Source organism: Variovorax sp. DXTD-1, assembly GCF_003984625.1.
GTDB lineage: Bacteria > Pseudomonadota > Gammaproteobacteria > Burkholderiales > Burkholderiaceae_C > Variovorax.
Window position 1 is genome coordinate 163,068 of the sequence record NZ_RWKH01000007.1, and the last position, 13,093, is coordinate 176,160.

The following is a 13,093-nucleotide window of genomic DNA, read 5'->3' on the forward strand; positions in this document are numbered from 1 at the left end:
TCGTTCGTTTTCTTGAACGTGTGATCCTTATTGCAACGGGTGTGCCAGCCAGCAGCTCCGTAGCGACAGCTGAATTAAGTTGTTGATATGAAAAAGATTTTTCTGATTTTCTGCTGGTCGCACCAAATTCAGCAGGCTCAAATGGACGGAATTTCTTATAATTTTGGATAGTCATTTATCCAAACAATGAAGAAATCAACCGTCGTCATCGGCTTTCTCGGCACGCAGCTAGACGCCGGCCAGGGCACCGGCCGCTGGGAGAAGTGGCGCCCCACCGTTTCGCTCGCGCAGCACGAGGACATGGTCATCTCGCGCATGGAGCTGCTCTACACGCTCAAGCACAAGGCGCTGGCCGAGGTGATCAAGGCCGACATTGCCACCGTGTCGCCGGAGACCACCGTCAACCTGGTTCCGCTCGATCTGGCAGACCCGTGGGATTTCGGTGAGGTGTACGCGCGCCTCTACGACTGGGCGCGCACCTACACCTTCGACACCGAGCGCGAGCAGTACTGGACGCACATCACCACCGGCACACACGTGGCGCAGATCTGCATGTTCCTGCTGGCCGAATCGCGGGTGATCCCGGGCGTGTTGGCGCAGACCTCACCGCCCAAGCGGCAGCGCGCGGGCAACCCGGGCGAAGTAGCGCTGATCGACCTCGACCTGTCGCGCTACGACGCGATTGCGCGGCGCTTCGATGCCGAGCAGCGCGATGCGGTGGCCTTCCTGAAGAGCGGCATCGCCACGCGCAATGCGCGCTTCAACGCGCTCATCGACGAGATCGAACGCGTGGCGGTGCGATCGCGCGCGCCGATCTTGCTGGTGGGGCCGACCGGTGCGGGCAAGTCCTTCCTAGCGCGGCGCATGTTCGAGCTGAAGCAGGCACGGCACCAGATGACGGGGCCGTTCGTGGAGGTGAACTGCGCCACGCTGCGGGGCGACGGCGCCGCATCCACACTGTTCGGCCACAAGAAAGGCGCGTTCACCGGCGCGGCGGGCGAGCGAGCGGGCCTTTTGCGCACGGCGCACCAGGGCGCGCTCTTTCTCGACGAGATCGGCGAGCTCGGCCTCGACGAACAGGCGATGCTGCTCAAGGCCATCGAGGAGAAGCGCTTCTTCCCTGTGGGCGCCGACAAGGAGGTGGAGAGCGACTTCCAGCTCATTGCGGGCACCAACCGCGACTTGCGCAGCGACGTGGCGGCCGGTCGCTTTCGCGAAGACCTGTTCGCGCGCATCAACCTCTGGACCTATGACCTGCCGGGCCTGGCAAAGCGGCCGGAAGACATCGAGCCCAACCTCGACCACCTGCTGGCCATTCACGCGGCCGAAAACAACCGCGTGGTGCGCTTCAACGCCGAGGCCCGCGCGGCCTACCTGCGGTTTGCGCAAAGCGCCGAAGCGCTGTGGTGCGGCAACTTCCGCGACCTCTCGGCCAGCGTGACACGGCTGGCCACGCTGGCGGACGGCGGGCGCATTCCGGTCGCGCTGGTCGAAGCCGAGATCGCGCGGCTTCGTTGGCTGTGGAACCGCGAGAGCCCGAAAACCGCGGGCGGCGGCGCCGAGGACGTGGACCTCGACGCCCTGCTCGGCGATGAGCGTGCATCGGCTCTCGACCTGTTCGACCGGCTGCAGCTGGAGGCGGTGGTGCGCGTGTGCCGCGAGTCGCGCAGCCTGTCGGACGCGGGGCGGCAGCTGTTCCAGGCGTCGCGCGCGCAGCGCAGCGTGGTGAACGATGCCGACCGGCTCCGGAAGTACCTTGTGAAGCATGGGCTCGAATGGAGCCGCATTGCCGCGGGCTGAGCTATCCTCCGCCGCAACTCCGCCGCAGTGGCGACACCCCGCGCACGACACCCATGAACTGGAAGCTGGCCTTGCTCGCGCTGCCCGTGTTCCTCACCGGCTGTGTTCAGTCGATGTTCTATTACCCCGACCGGGTGCGCTACGAAACGCCCGATGCGCTCGGGCTGCGCTATGAGGCGGTGCAATTTACCAGCGCCGACGGGACGCGCCTGAGCGGCTGGTTCATTCCCGCCGCAAGCCGCCAGAACCCGAAGGATGCCAAGGGCACGGTGGTGCATTTCCACGGCAACGCGCAGAACATGTCCGCGCACTGGCGCTTCGTGGCCTGGCTGCCGAAGCAGGACTTCAACGTGTTCGTGTTCGACTACCGCGGCTACGGCGAGTCCGAAGGCAAGCCGGAACCCAAGGGGGTGTTCGACGATTCCAACGCCGCGCTGAACCATGTGCGCACTCGCGCCGATGTCGACCCGGGGCGCCTCTTCGTCTTCGGCCAGAGCCTGGGCGGCACCAATGCGGTGGCCGCGGTGGGTTCGGGCAACCGGGCCGGCGTGAAGGCGGCGGCCATCGAAGCGACCTTCTATTCGTACTCATCGATTGCCAGCGAGAAGCTGCCGGGCGCAGGCCTGCTGGTGAGCGACGACTACGCCGCATCGAAGTACATCGCGGCCGTTTCGCCCATTCCGTTGCTGCTCATCCATGGCACGGCCGACGCAGTGATTCCGCATTCCCATTCGCGCCGCCTGCTCGAGGCCGCGCGCGAGCCCAAGCGGCTGATCGAAGTGGCCGGTGCCGCTCATCTGGAGCCCATGACCCATCGCTTCGGCACCACTTACCAGCGCGCGCTGGTCGAATTCTTCGACGCCGCGCTGCAACCACGGCAACCATGAAGCACTTCGACGAAACCGCCACCCGCGAGCCGCTGGCTTTTGCACGGCTCGTGCCCGCGCTGCGCGCCGCCTTCGCGGCCGAGGCGCAGGTGCCGCCGCGGCATGTGCACAGCATCGAAACGGCCGGCGGAAACAAGGGCACCGTGCTCATCATGCCGGCGTGGAGCGATGCGGGGTTCCTCGGCATCAAGACCATCAATGTCTTTCCGGGCAACGGGGCGCGCGGCCTGCCCGGCCTGCACGCCACCTATGTGCTGTACCACGCGCACACGGGCGTGCCGCTGGCGATGATGGACGGCAACGAGCTCACCGCGCGCCGCACGGCGGCCGCATCGGCGTTGGGCGCAGCGTTTCTGGCGCGGGCGGATGCACGCCGGCTGCTGGTGGTGGGCACCGGCCGCATCGCCAGGCTGCTGCCCGCGGCGCATGCGAGCGTGCGGCCCATCGACGAGGTGCAGGTATGGAACCACCGGCCCGAAGGCGCAGAGGCCCTGGCCGCGCAGTGGCGCGAGGAGGGTTTGAATGCCCGCGCCGTCACCGCACTCGAAGCGGCCGTGCGGCAAGCCGACATCGTGAGTTGCGCCACGCTCGCGACCGAGCCGCTGGTGCGCGGTGAATGGCTGAGCGCGGGCTCTCACCTGGACCTGATCGGCAGCTTCACCCCCGCCATGCGCGAGGCCGATGCCCGCTGCTTTGCGGGCGCGCGCACCTTCATCGACACCACCGAGGCGCTGCAGAAAGCGGGCGAGCTGCTCGACGCAATGGCGGCCGGCACGCTGCGCGCCGATGAGGTGCAGGGCACGCTCGCCGCACTCTGCCGGGGCGAATGTGCGGGCCGCACAGGCAGCGGCGAGCGCACCGTTTTCAAGGCCGTGGGCAGCGCGCTCGAAGACCTGACCGCTGCCACGCTGGTCTGGCGGCACGCCGAAGCGACATCAACCTAAGGCTTAAGGCCTAGAAACCCGCGGCCGTTTGCAGGGATGGATAGCCATTTACTGACAAGCACATATGTCAAGCGGCTGATGGCACGCGTCTTGCGCCATGGCTAATCTGATGCCCATATTCCAGAGGCCAGCCCCATGCTCACCATTCTTCAGAAAGCCACCATCCTCAGCAAAGCCGGTTTCGAGGTTCCCGCCTGTCCGGCCGAAGACCCGTCGGCAAACTCGACCAGCGTGGTTTCGCAAAAGATGCACGAATGGGGCAAGGCCATCGAGACGATGTACGTGGCCTACGTGGCAGCCCGCGCGGCCAAGAGCCTGCGGGACGCCGAAGAGTCGCGCCAGGCGGACATGCTGCGGCGGCTTTCGTTGACCGCCTGGGCTGCGTAAGTAGCGTTTCTCCGCTCATTCGCCTCCCCGCCCGGGCCGCGTCAGCGCTCAGCCGAAGGTGAACGCGTAGGCCTGCGCGCCCGCGTCCAGAAACTCGATCTCGAACAGCCTGTCTCGCCCGCCAGTCCCATTGGTGGCCTGGCGCACCAGTTGATAGAGCTTCTGCGCATCGACAACCCCATAGCCCTGCGCGTCGGTGTCGGCGCCATGATCCGCCAGCGGCGCCTTGCCATCCACCAGCACCCTGAATCGCACCGGCTTGCCATTGGCCGTGGGACCGAGCACCAGGTGCAGGTCGCGCGCCTGAAAGCGATAGGCGATGCGGCCGTTCGCACTGTAGAGCACCGCGAGCTCGGCCTCCACGGTCCAGTCGCCGGCCAGCGCCCACTGGTTGGTGCGCAGCGAAGAAGCCGCCTGGTAGACCTTTGCACGATCTCGCACGACGCCGCCCGGCGAGGCAAAACCGTGCGCGCGCTCGTGGCCCAGGTAGGTTTCGCCGGACAAGGCGGTCTCGAGGGCGGGCTGCGCCTGGGTACCCTGCCCTGAGGGCGAGACCAGCCCGGCGGGAACGCGGGCCTGCCCCGCCTCGGCCAGCAGTTGCTGGATGACCTGCTCGGCCTTGTCGTACCGGCCCTCGCCGAACTGGTGGTGGCGGATGCGCCCCTCCGCATCGATGAAGTAGAACGCCGGCCAGGCCCGGTTACCGAAGGCGCGCCAGATCGCGTAGTCGTTGTCGGTGGGCACGGGGAAGCCGATGTCCAGGTCCTTGGTCGCCCGCCGCACATTGGCCGAGCGTTTTTCGAACGCGAACTCCGGCGTATGAACGCCCAGCACCAAGAGGCCCGCGTCCTTGTACTTCTCGGCCCATGCATTCAGGTAGGGCAGCGTGCGCAGGCAGTTGATGCACGAATAGGTCCAGAAGTCGACCAGCACCACCTTGCCGCGCAGCGCCTCGGGCGTGAGCGGCGGGGAGTTGATCCATTCGGTAGCGCCGGCAAGCGAAGGAAAGCTGCCTTCCACTTGCAGGCCGCGCGCAGGCACCGCGGCCGGGCGGTTGTCCGACGCCCGCACGAAGCCCGGGTCTTCCTGCAAGGCAACCGGCTCCCCATGCGGCTTGCCAGGCTTGATCTTGTCTACCAGCGCCTGCTCCAGCGCCGAGGTGGTGCCGACCGACAGGCGCGCGAGCAGGCCGGTGTCCAGCCCGAATGCGATTGCGCCCACGCCGACCAGCACGGCCGCACCGGCGGCACGCCGCACCCATTCGCCGGTGTGCAGCGACCGCTTCATGACCGAGAACACGCGCCCGCCGAACAGCAGCGCGGCCGCCAGCGACGTGCACGCACCCGCGGCATAGGCCAGCAGCAACAGCGAGGTACCCACGCTCGCGCCGTTGAGCGCCGCGCCGGTCAGGATGAGGCCGAGGATCGGACCCGCGCACGGCGCCCAGAGCAGGCCGGTGCCCACGCCCAGCATCAGCGGCGAGAACACCGAGCTTGGCACGGCATTGCCTTGCGGCTCGGACATGCGCACGCCCAGCGCCACCAGGGGCCGGCTCATGCGGTCTGCAATGCCCGGAAACAGCAGCGTGGCGCCGAACAGCGCGAGCATCGCAATGGCAGCATACCGCCCATATTCGTTGAGCGTGACGATCCAGCCGCCGCCCACCGCCGCCAGCGTGGCAACGGCGGCAAAGGCCAGCGCCATGCCCAGCAGCATCGGCAGGCCGTGCGAGCGAAACGGACGGTCGGCGCGTGCGAACACGAAAGGCAGCACCGGCAGGATGCAGGGGCTCAGGATGGTGAGCACCCCGCCCAGATAGGCGATGAGGAGGATGAGCATGATCGGGGTCGTCCGTGAAAGGATGTGTTCAGTGCGCGGGCGCGGCGCCCAGCGTGAGCCGGGCCTCCAGCCCACCTTCGGCGCGGTTGTTCAGCGTGAGCTCGGCACCCATGGCCATGGCAAGCTGGTGCGCAATGGCCAGGCCCAAGCCGGTGCCGCCGGTGCTGCGGTTGCGCGAGCTCTCGACGCGGTAGAAAGGCTTGAGCACCGCTTCGAGCTCGTCGGGCGGAATGCCCGGTCCGTTGTCGAGCACGGCCACCACCAGCTTGCCGCCCTCGGCATGCACCTGCACGCGCACGTCGGTGCCGAACTTCAGCGCGTTGTCGATCAGGTTCATCAAGATCCTGCGCAGCGCGTTGGGGCGGCTCACGATGGGCGCACCGGCCTTGCCTTCGAGCCGCACCTGCTGGCCCACGTCTTCGTAGTCGGCCACCATGCTCTCGAGCAGCGCGTCGGCATCGATGCGCAGCGGCGGCTCGGTCGCGCCGTGCAGCGTGCGAGCGTAGGTAACGCCTTCGCGCACGAGCGAGTTCATCGCGTCCAGGTCTTGCCGAAACTTCTCGCGGTCGTGCTCGTTGTCCATCAGCTCGGTGCGCAGGCGCATGCGGGTGATGGGCGTCTGCAGGTCGTGAGAAATGGCCGCCAAAATCTCGACGCGCTCGGCCATGTAGCCCGCGATGCGCTGCTGCATGGCGTTGAAGGCGCGCGCCGCATGCGCGACTTCGCTGGGGCCGTCTTCCGCGAGCGCCTGGCCTTTGAGGTCAGGGCCCAAATCGTCGGCCGCGGCGGACAGCTGCGCAAGCGGCCGCGTGACAAGCCTCACCGCATACCAGGCGCAAACGGCCAGCACCAGCAGTTGCACGACAAGCAGCCACATCACCCAGCCCGACACAGGCATGCCCACGCGCCTGGCATGCACCACCACGGAAGACCCGTCCCCCAGCCGCACCTGGATCTGCAGCCCCTCGGGCGGCCAGGCCACCTCTCCCACCTTGACGATCTCGAACGGGCGCATCGCTTGCGCGATGGCCGCGGCAAACTGGCGCGAAGCGGGCGAGCCGGGCTCGGTGCCCTCCGCGCTGCCGCCCAGCACAAAGCGGTAGTTGCGCCGCTCCAGCCGGTCGAGCCAGCTTGCGCGCTCGGCCGCGGGAAGGCGGTCGAGAATGGCGACCGAGCTCGCGATGTCGCGTTCGATGCCGATCATCATCAGCTCGCGAAGCGCCATGTTCCGCTCATAGCGGATCGCGGCAAAAGTAAGGAGCTGCGCAACGGCCAGGCCCACCACGATGATCAGCGTCACGCGGTAGAACAGCGAATCCGGCAGCAGCCTGCGCCACCCCCTGGCGGCACTTGCGGCATTCGCGGCACGGGCCGTGTTCGCAGAAAGGTTCGCGGGAGTGGGCATGGGCGCTTTCTTCTATGGGCGGCGGGACCGGATCACACCAGGTTGATGGCAACGTCGATGTTGCCTCGGGTGGCCTTGGAGTATGGGCAGGTCTGGTGCGCCGCGTCGGTCAGGGCCTGCGCCACTTCGCGGTCCAGGCCCGGCAGGCTCACGTTCAGGCGCGCCTGCAGAAAATACTCGTTGCCGGCCATGCCCAGGTCGACTTCGGCGTCCACGGCCAGGTCCGGCGGCAGCGTGACTTTCATCTGGCCGGCGGCCTTGCCCATGGCGCCGATGAAGCAGGCGGACCAGCCGGCGGCAAACAGCTGCTCGGGGTTGGTGCCGGCACCGGCGCTGCCGGGCGAAGAGAGCTTGATGTCCAGGCGGCCGTCGGAGCTGCGCGCTTCGCCGTCCCGGCCGCCCGAAGAGGTGCGGGTCTTGCCGGTGTAGAGGACTTTTTCGATGCGGGTCATGGTGAATCCTTGATGAAGGTTGACATACGTTGGTTTGCGAACGAACGGATTGTTGGGCCGCCCCTGCCCTGCCAACCCGCATTGCGTATGCCTATGTATCCGCGCAAGAAATCAACACACTACGTTTCACTGTTCGCAGCCTTCGGATGGCGGTGACGCTACATTGCGGCTGCGGCGCCTCCCGCCATACCCTTCTCCTGTTCACTGCCATGACACCCAAGACTTCCGATCACATCCTCATCGTCGACGACGACCGGGAAATCCGCGAGCTGCTCACCACCTACCTGGTGAAGAACGGCCTGCGGGTGGTTGCGGTTCCCACGGGGCGGCACATGCGCGCCGCGCTCGAAGAGTCGGGTCCGTTCGACCTGATCATTCTGGATTTGATGCTGCCCGGCGAAGACGGGCTCACGCTGTGCAGGGACCTGCGCACCGGCAAGTACAAGGCCACGCCCATCCTGATGCTGACCGCGCGCAGCGAGGAGGCCGACCGCATCCTGGGCCTGGAGATGGGCGCCGATGATTACCTGGCCAAGCCCTTTTCGGCGCGCGAACTGCTCGCGCGGCTGCGCGCCGTGATGCGCCGCACGCGCATGCTGCCGCCCAACATGAATGCCGCCGAGCCGGCGCAGAAGCTGGCATTCGGCGAATGGGAGGTCGACACCGTGGCCCGCCACCTCATCGACGAAAGCGGCGTGATGGTGGCGCTGAGCGGCGCCGAGTACCGGTTGCTGCGCGTGTTTCTGGACCACCCGCAGAAGGTGCTGAGCCGCGACCAGCTGCTGAGCCTGACCCAGGGCCGCGAGGCCGAGCTGTTCGAGCGCTCCATCGACCTGCTGGTGAGCCGGCTGCGCCAGCGGCTGCGCGACGATGCGCGCGAGCCGCGCTACATCAAGACCGTGCGGAGCGAAGGCTACGTCCTCGCTTCGTCGGTCGAGGCGAAGGACTGACCGACGCAATGCACTGGCAGTTGGTCGGGTTGCGCACCTCGTGCGCCACGCCGCCCGCAAAAAAAGAGCAGCGCAAACCAGAGCTTCTTCATTTGGCGCTCCCGCCCGGCGCCGGGGCAACGGCCGCAACGGCCGAAGGTTCCGCAAGCAGCGCCTGGATCTTCTTCTCGGTGGCGCCGTAGCTGCCTTCGCCAAAGTGCGAGTAGGCGATGCGGCCCTCCTTGTCGATCAGGTACACGGCGGGCCAATACTGGTTGTTGAAGGCTCTCCAAGTGCCGTAGCTGTTGTCCTGCGCTACGGCGTGCTTGATCTGCAGGCGCTGGATGGCGTCCCTCACGTTCTTCGTCGATTTCTCGAACGCGAACTCGGGCGTGTGCACGCCCACCACGGTCAGGCCCTTGTCCTTGTACTTCTCGTGCCACTCCTTCACGTGCGGCAGGTGGTTGAGGCAGTTGATGCAGGTGTAGGTCCAGAAGTCGACCAGCACCACCTGGCCGCGCAACGCCTCGAGCTTGAGCGGCGGCGAGTTGAGCCATGTGTCGATGTTCTGGAACTCCGGCGCGGGGCGCACCACGCCCGCGGGCGTGTCGCCGCCGAGCCGTGGCGCGGCAAACGTCAAGGCGCCCACCGACGCGGCAATGGCCGCACCGATGGCAATGAGGGAGAGCTTCATGAGTGGTTCCTTCGGGCGATGCGCAAGGGCGCAGTTGATGACCGGCGGATTGTTTTCCGCCCACCGGCCACACGGCCCACATTGCGTATGCCACTGTGTCGAAACCGGGAGCCCAACACACTACGTTGCACAACGACGGTCGCCCGCGCCTGGTTTCGGAGCACCGATCACCCATGAGTCGCAGGGCTTCTCGATCCTCCCGCTTGACCTCAAGTTAGGTTGAGGAAGCACATTGCGTCGCATGAACAGTGACCAGCAACCCTCCGGCCGTCCAGGTCGCATCGAGCAGGCGCTCGAAATCCATCGAAGCATTGCCGCATGCAATGAATACCTTGCGCGCAGCGACGACGTTCATTCGTTGACGGCGGCATTGATGCTGCCTTGCTACCGCGTCGAGTTCGGCCGGCTGACGCTCGCGATGTCTGCCGCGGAGAAGAACGAGCTGATGTCGCTGCTCCCCGTCGGAACGCAGTGACGCGGCGTTCTCAGTCTTCGGCGGGCTCGAGCCTGACCATCAGTCGGTGAGCGCCCGGCCCCTGCGATGCCAGCTTGTCGGCGGGATTGCGGAGGCGGCATCGGTCGATCGACAGGCAGCCGCAGCCGATGCAGTCATCCAGCGTGTCGCGCAGCTTCTTGAGCTGGGCCATGCGCTCGTCCAGCTCCGCACGCCAGCCGGCCGAAAGCCGTGCCCAGTCGGCGCGGCTGGGCGCGGCGGAGGTGGGAAGCGTGGCAAGGGCGTCGGCGATGTCGGCCAGCGCAATGCCCACGCGCTGCGCCACGCGGATGAAGGCCACGCGCCGGAGTACGTCACGTGCATAGCGGCGGTGATTGCTCGGCGCCCGATGGCTCGCAATGAGCCCCTTCGATTCGTAGAAGTGAAGGGTGGACACGGGCACCCCACTGCGCTGCGCGACCTCGCCCACCGAAAGGCTGGAGGAAAAGTCGGGCGGTTCTGCTGGCTTGGATTTCTTCATCGAGACCTCTCGATCTCGACTTTAGTTGAGGTTTTGCTTCCCGCATAAACCCGCTTGGCGAATCAGGCCAGGCAGCAGGCCACGCAGTGGCGGTTCGTCAGACGCGTTCCAGGATCACGGCAATGCCCTGCCCCACGCCGATGCACATGGTGCACAGCGCATAGCGGCCGCCGCCCTTGTGCAGCTGGTTGACAGCGGTGGTGGCCAGGCGCGCCCCGCTGGCACCCAGCGGGTGGCCGAGCGCAATGGCGCCGCCGTTGATGTTGACGCGTGCGTCGTCATCCTTCAGGCCGAGAAGGCGCAGCACGGCAAGGCCCTGGGCTGCGAAGGCTTCGTTGAGCTCGATGACGTCGATCTGGTCGATCGTGAGGCCGGTGAGCGCCAGCACCTTCTGCGTGGCGGGCGCGGGGCCGATGCCCATCACGCGCGGCGCAACGCCGGCGGTGGCCATGCCGACCACGCGGGCACGCGGCGTGAGGCCGTGCTTGGCGGCGCTGGCTTCGTCGGCCAGCAGCAGCGCGCAGGCGCCGTCGTTCACGCCGCTGGCGTTGCCCGCGGTTACGGTGCCGTCGGGGCGCACCACGCCCTTGAGCTTGGCGAGCGATTCCATGCTGGTTTCGCGCGGATGCTCGTCCTTGTTGACGATGAGCGCATCGCCCTTCTTCTGCGGCACGCTCACGGGCACGATCTCGGCGTCGAAGAAACCGGACTTCTGCGAGGCCACGGCGCGCAGCTGCGAGTTGAGCGCCATCAGGTCTTGCGCCTCGCGCTCGATCTTGTAGTCGGTGGCCACGTTCTCGGCCGTCTCGGGCATGGAGTCGACGCCGTACTGCGCCTTCATGAGCTTGTTGACGAAGCGCCAGCCGATGGTGGTGTCGTACACCGCGTTGTTGCGGCTGAAGGCGCTTTCGGCCTTGGGCATGACGAAGGGGGCGCGGCTCATGCTTTCCACGCCGCCAGCAATCATGAGGCCCGCCTCGCCGGCGCGGATGGCGCGCGCCGCGGTGCCGACCGCATCGAGGCCGGAGCCGCACAGGCGGTTGATGGTGGCGCCGCCAAGCTCGATCGGCAGGCCCGCCAGCAGCGCCGACATGCGCGCGACGTTGCGGTTGTCTTCGCCGGCCTGGTTGGCGCAGCCGTAGAGCACGTCGCTCACGGCTTGCCAGTCGACGTTCTTGTTGCGTTCCATCAGCGCCCTGAGAGGCACGGCGCCGAGGTCGTCGGTGCGCACGCTGCTGAGGGAACCGCCGTAGCGGCCGAAGGGGGTACGAACGGCGTCGCAAATGAAGGCTTGGTTGGTCATGTCTTTTGTCTCAACAGTGAATGAATCCGCTTCAGGCGGCAATGGGAAGGCCCACGAGCTTCTCGAGTTCTTCTCGGCTGAGGCCGTCGACCAGGTCGACGAGCTTCAGGCCCTGGGGCGTGCATTCGAGCGTAGCAAGGTCGGAGTACACTCGCTTCACGCAGCCGATGCCGGTGAGCGGATAGCTGCATTCCTGCACCAGCTTGCTCGTGCCTTGCTTGGTGAGCAGGTCCATCATCACCCAGGTCTGCTTGGCGCCGATGGCCAGGTCCATGGCACCGCCCACGGCGGGAATGGCGTCTTTCTCGCCCGTGTGCCAGTTGGCAAGGTCGCCCGTGGCCGAAACCTGGAAGGCGCCGAGCACGCAAATGTCGAGATGGCCGCCGCGCATCATGGCGAAGCTGTCGGCATGGTGAAAGAACGAGCCGCCCGGCAGCAGCGTGACGGGCTGCTTGCCGGCGTTGATGAGGTCGTAATCTTCTTCGCCGGCCGCGGGCGCGGGACCCATGCCGAGAATGCCGTTCTCGCTTTGCAGGATGACCTCGCGGCCCGCTGGCAGGTGGTTGGCCACGAGCGTGGGCTGGCCGATGCCCAGGTTGACGACGGCGCCGTCGAAGATGTCCTGCGCCACGCGGGCGGCGAGCTGGTCCTTGGTGCGACGTTGGTAAGTTGTCATGGTCATGCCGCCTTCTTGAAACCGCCGGCTTGCGTCGCCACGCGTTCGATGCGCACCACCTGGTGCACGAAGATGCCCGGGGTCACGATGGTCTCGGGGTCGAGCGTGCCGAGTTCGGCAATGTCGTGCACGGTGGCAATGGTCTTCTTCGATGCCATGGCCATCACGGGGCCGAAGTTGCGCGCGGCCTTGCGGTAGACCAGGTTGCCCCAGCGGTCGCCGCGCTCGGCCTTGATGAGCGCCACGTCGCCATGGATGGGGTACTCCAGCACATATTGCTTGCCGTCGATCTCGCGGGTTTCGCGGTTGCCGGCGAGTTGCGTGCCGTAGCCCGTCGGGCAGAAGAAGGCGCCAATGCCGGCGCCCGCCGCGCGAATGCGCTCTGCCAGGTTGCCTTGGGGCACCAGTTCGAGCTCGAGCTTGCCGCTGCGGTAGAGCCCGTCGAACACCTGGCTGTCGGCTTGGCGCGGAAAGCTGCAGATGATCTTGCGCACGCGGCCCGCCTTGAGCAGCGCCGCCAGGCCGGTTTCGCCGTTGCCCGCGTTGTTGTTGACGACGGTGAGGTCCTTGGCGCCCTGCTCGACGAGGCCGTCGATGAGTTCACCGGGAATGCCGGCGGTGCCGAAGCCGCCGATGAGAACCGTGGCGCCGTCCTGGATGCCTTCAAGGGCATCGGCGACCGAGCGCGCGATCTTGTTGATCATGAAGCCTGTCTCCGGGAGTGAAGAAAGAAACCGAACTGCCTGCGATCCGCTCGGGCGACCGATCGATCCTGCGAACCGCCAATTTGTTCGTCTAACGAA

Annotated in this window: 14 protein-coding genes; 6 read left to right on the forward strand and 8 right to left on the reverse strand. The window is 66.7% G+C overall.

Annotation, left to right across the window (positions count from 1 at the left end):
* The first annotated feature begins 186 nt into the window (after positions 1-186).
* From rtcR to EJI00_RS08970, 4 genes are all read left to right on the forward strand, one after another.
* Positions 187-1,800: an RNA repair transcriptional activator RtcR gene (gene rtcR, locus EJI00_RS08955; protein WP_126747101.1), complete on the forward strand. Its 1,614-nt coding sequence runs from the start codon at positions 187-189 to the stop codon at positions 1,798-1,800.
* A 53-nt stretch (positions 1,801-1,853) separates the two neighbouring features.
* The gene (locus EJI00_RS08960; RefSeq protein ID WP_126747102.1) at positions 1,854-2,687 is read left to right on the forward strand and encodes an alpha/beta hydrolase; all 834 of its coding nucleotides are present in this window, start codon (positions 1,854-1,856) and stop codon (positions 2,685-2,687) included.
* Positions 2,684-3,631, forward strand: coding sequence for an ornithine cyclodeaminase family protein (locus EJI00_RS08965; protein WP_126747103.1), 948 nt, complete (start codon positions 2,684-2,686; stop codon positions 3,629-3,631). The genes EJI00_RS08960 and EJI00_RS08965 overlap by 4 nt, the downstream gene beginning before the upstream one ends.
* 135 nt (positions 3,632-3,766) lie before the next feature.
* Positions 3,767-4,018: a hypothetical protein gene (locus EJI00_RS08970; protein ID WP_126747104.1), complete on the forward strand. Its 252-nt coding sequence runs from the start codon at positions 3,767-3,769 to the stop codon at positions 4,016-4,018.
* A gap of 48 nt (positions 4,019-4,066) precedes the next feature.
* Here EJI00_RS08970 and EJI00_RS08975 read toward each other — a convergent pair whose 3' ends face one another.
* The 3 genes from EJI00_RS08975 to EJI00_RS08985 are packed head-to-tail and all read right to left on the reverse strand — an operon-like array spanning position 4,067 to position 7,714.
* A complete protein-coding gene (locus EJI00_RS08975; protein ID WP_126747105.1) occupies positions 4,067-5,857 on the reverse strand; it encodes a cytochrome c biogenesis protein DipZ in 1,791 nt (596 codons plus the stop codon).
* 28 nt (positions 5,858-5,885) lie between these two features.
* On the reverse strand, positions 5,886-7,262 hold the full coding sequence (locus EJI00_RS08980) for an ATP-binding protein (RefSeq protein WP_126747106.1): 1,377 nt from the start codon (positions 7,260-7,262) through the stop codon (positions 5,886-5,888).
* Positions 7,263-7,294: 32 nt separating this feature from the next.
* Entirely contained in the window at positions 7,295-7,714 is a 420-nt protein-coding gene (locus tag EJI00_RS08985) for an organic hydroperoxide resistance protein (RefSeq protein WP_126747107.1), read from the reverse strand.
* 209 nt (positions 7,715-7,923) lie between these two features.
* On the opposite strand from EJI00_RS08985, the gene EJI00_RS08990 reads away from it, so the two are divergent.
* Entirely contained in the window at positions 7,924-8,664 is a 741-nt protein-coding gene (locus EJI00_RS08990; protein ID WP_126747108.1) for a response regulator, read from the forward strand.
* An 88-nt stretch (positions 8,665-8,752) separates the two neighbouring features.
* Here EJI00_RS08990 and EJI00_RS08995 read toward each other — a convergent pair whose 3' ends face one another.
* Positions 8,753-9,337, reverse strand: coding sequence for a thioredoxin family protein (locus EJI00_RS08995; protein WP_126747109.1), 585 nt, complete (start codon positions 9,335-9,337; stop codon positions 8,753-8,755).
* A 241-nt stretch (positions 9,338-9,578) separates the two neighbouring features.
* Between EJI00_RS08995 and EJI00_RS09000 the strand changes: the two genes are divergently transcribed.
* Positions 9,579-9,812 (forward strand): hypothetical protein, encoded by a 234-nt coding sequence (locus EJI00_RS09000; protein ID WP_126747110.1) that lies wholly within the window; start codon positions 9,579-9,581, stop codon positions 9,810-9,812.
* A 10-nt stretch (positions 9,813-9,822) separates the two neighbouring features.
* Here the strand turns inward: EJI00_RS09000 and soxR are convergent, their stop codons facing one another.
* From soxR to EJI00_RS09020, 4 genes are all read right to left on the reverse strand, one after another.
* Positions 9,823-10,311: a redox-sensitive transcriptional activator SoxR gene (gene soxR, locus EJI00_RS09005; RefSeq protein ID WP_126747111.1), complete on the reverse strand. Its 489-nt coding sequence runs from the start codon at positions 10,309-10,311 to the stop codon at positions 9,823-9,825.
* Between the two features lie 97 nt (positions 10,312-10,408).
* Positions 10,409-11,614 carry a 3-oxoadipyl-CoA thiolase gene (pcaF, locus tag EJI00_RS09010; protein ID WP_126747112.1) on the reverse strand — a complete coding sequence of 402 codons (1,206 nt, stop codon included), beginning with the start codon at positions 11,612-11,614 and terminating at the stop codon, positions 10,409-10,411.
* Positions 11,615-11,645: 31 nt separating this feature from the next.
* Positions 11,646-12,296 carry a 3-oxoacid CoA-transferase subunit B gene (locus tag EJI00_RS09015; RefSeq protein WP_126747113.1) on the reverse strand — a complete coding sequence of 217 codons (651 nt, stop codon included), beginning with the start codon at positions 12,294-12,296 and terminating at the stop codon, positions 11,646-11,648.
* Positions 12,293-12,994: a 3-oxoacid CoA-transferase subunit A gene (locus tag EJI00_RS09020; protein ID WP_126747114.1), complete on the reverse strand. Its 702-nt coding sequence runs from the start codon at positions 12,992-12,994 to the stop codon at positions 12,293-12,295. Before EJI00_RS09020 ends, EJI00_RS09015 begins: the two co-directional genes overlap by 4 nt.
* Between the last annotated feature and the right edge of the window lie 99 nt (positions 12,995-13,093).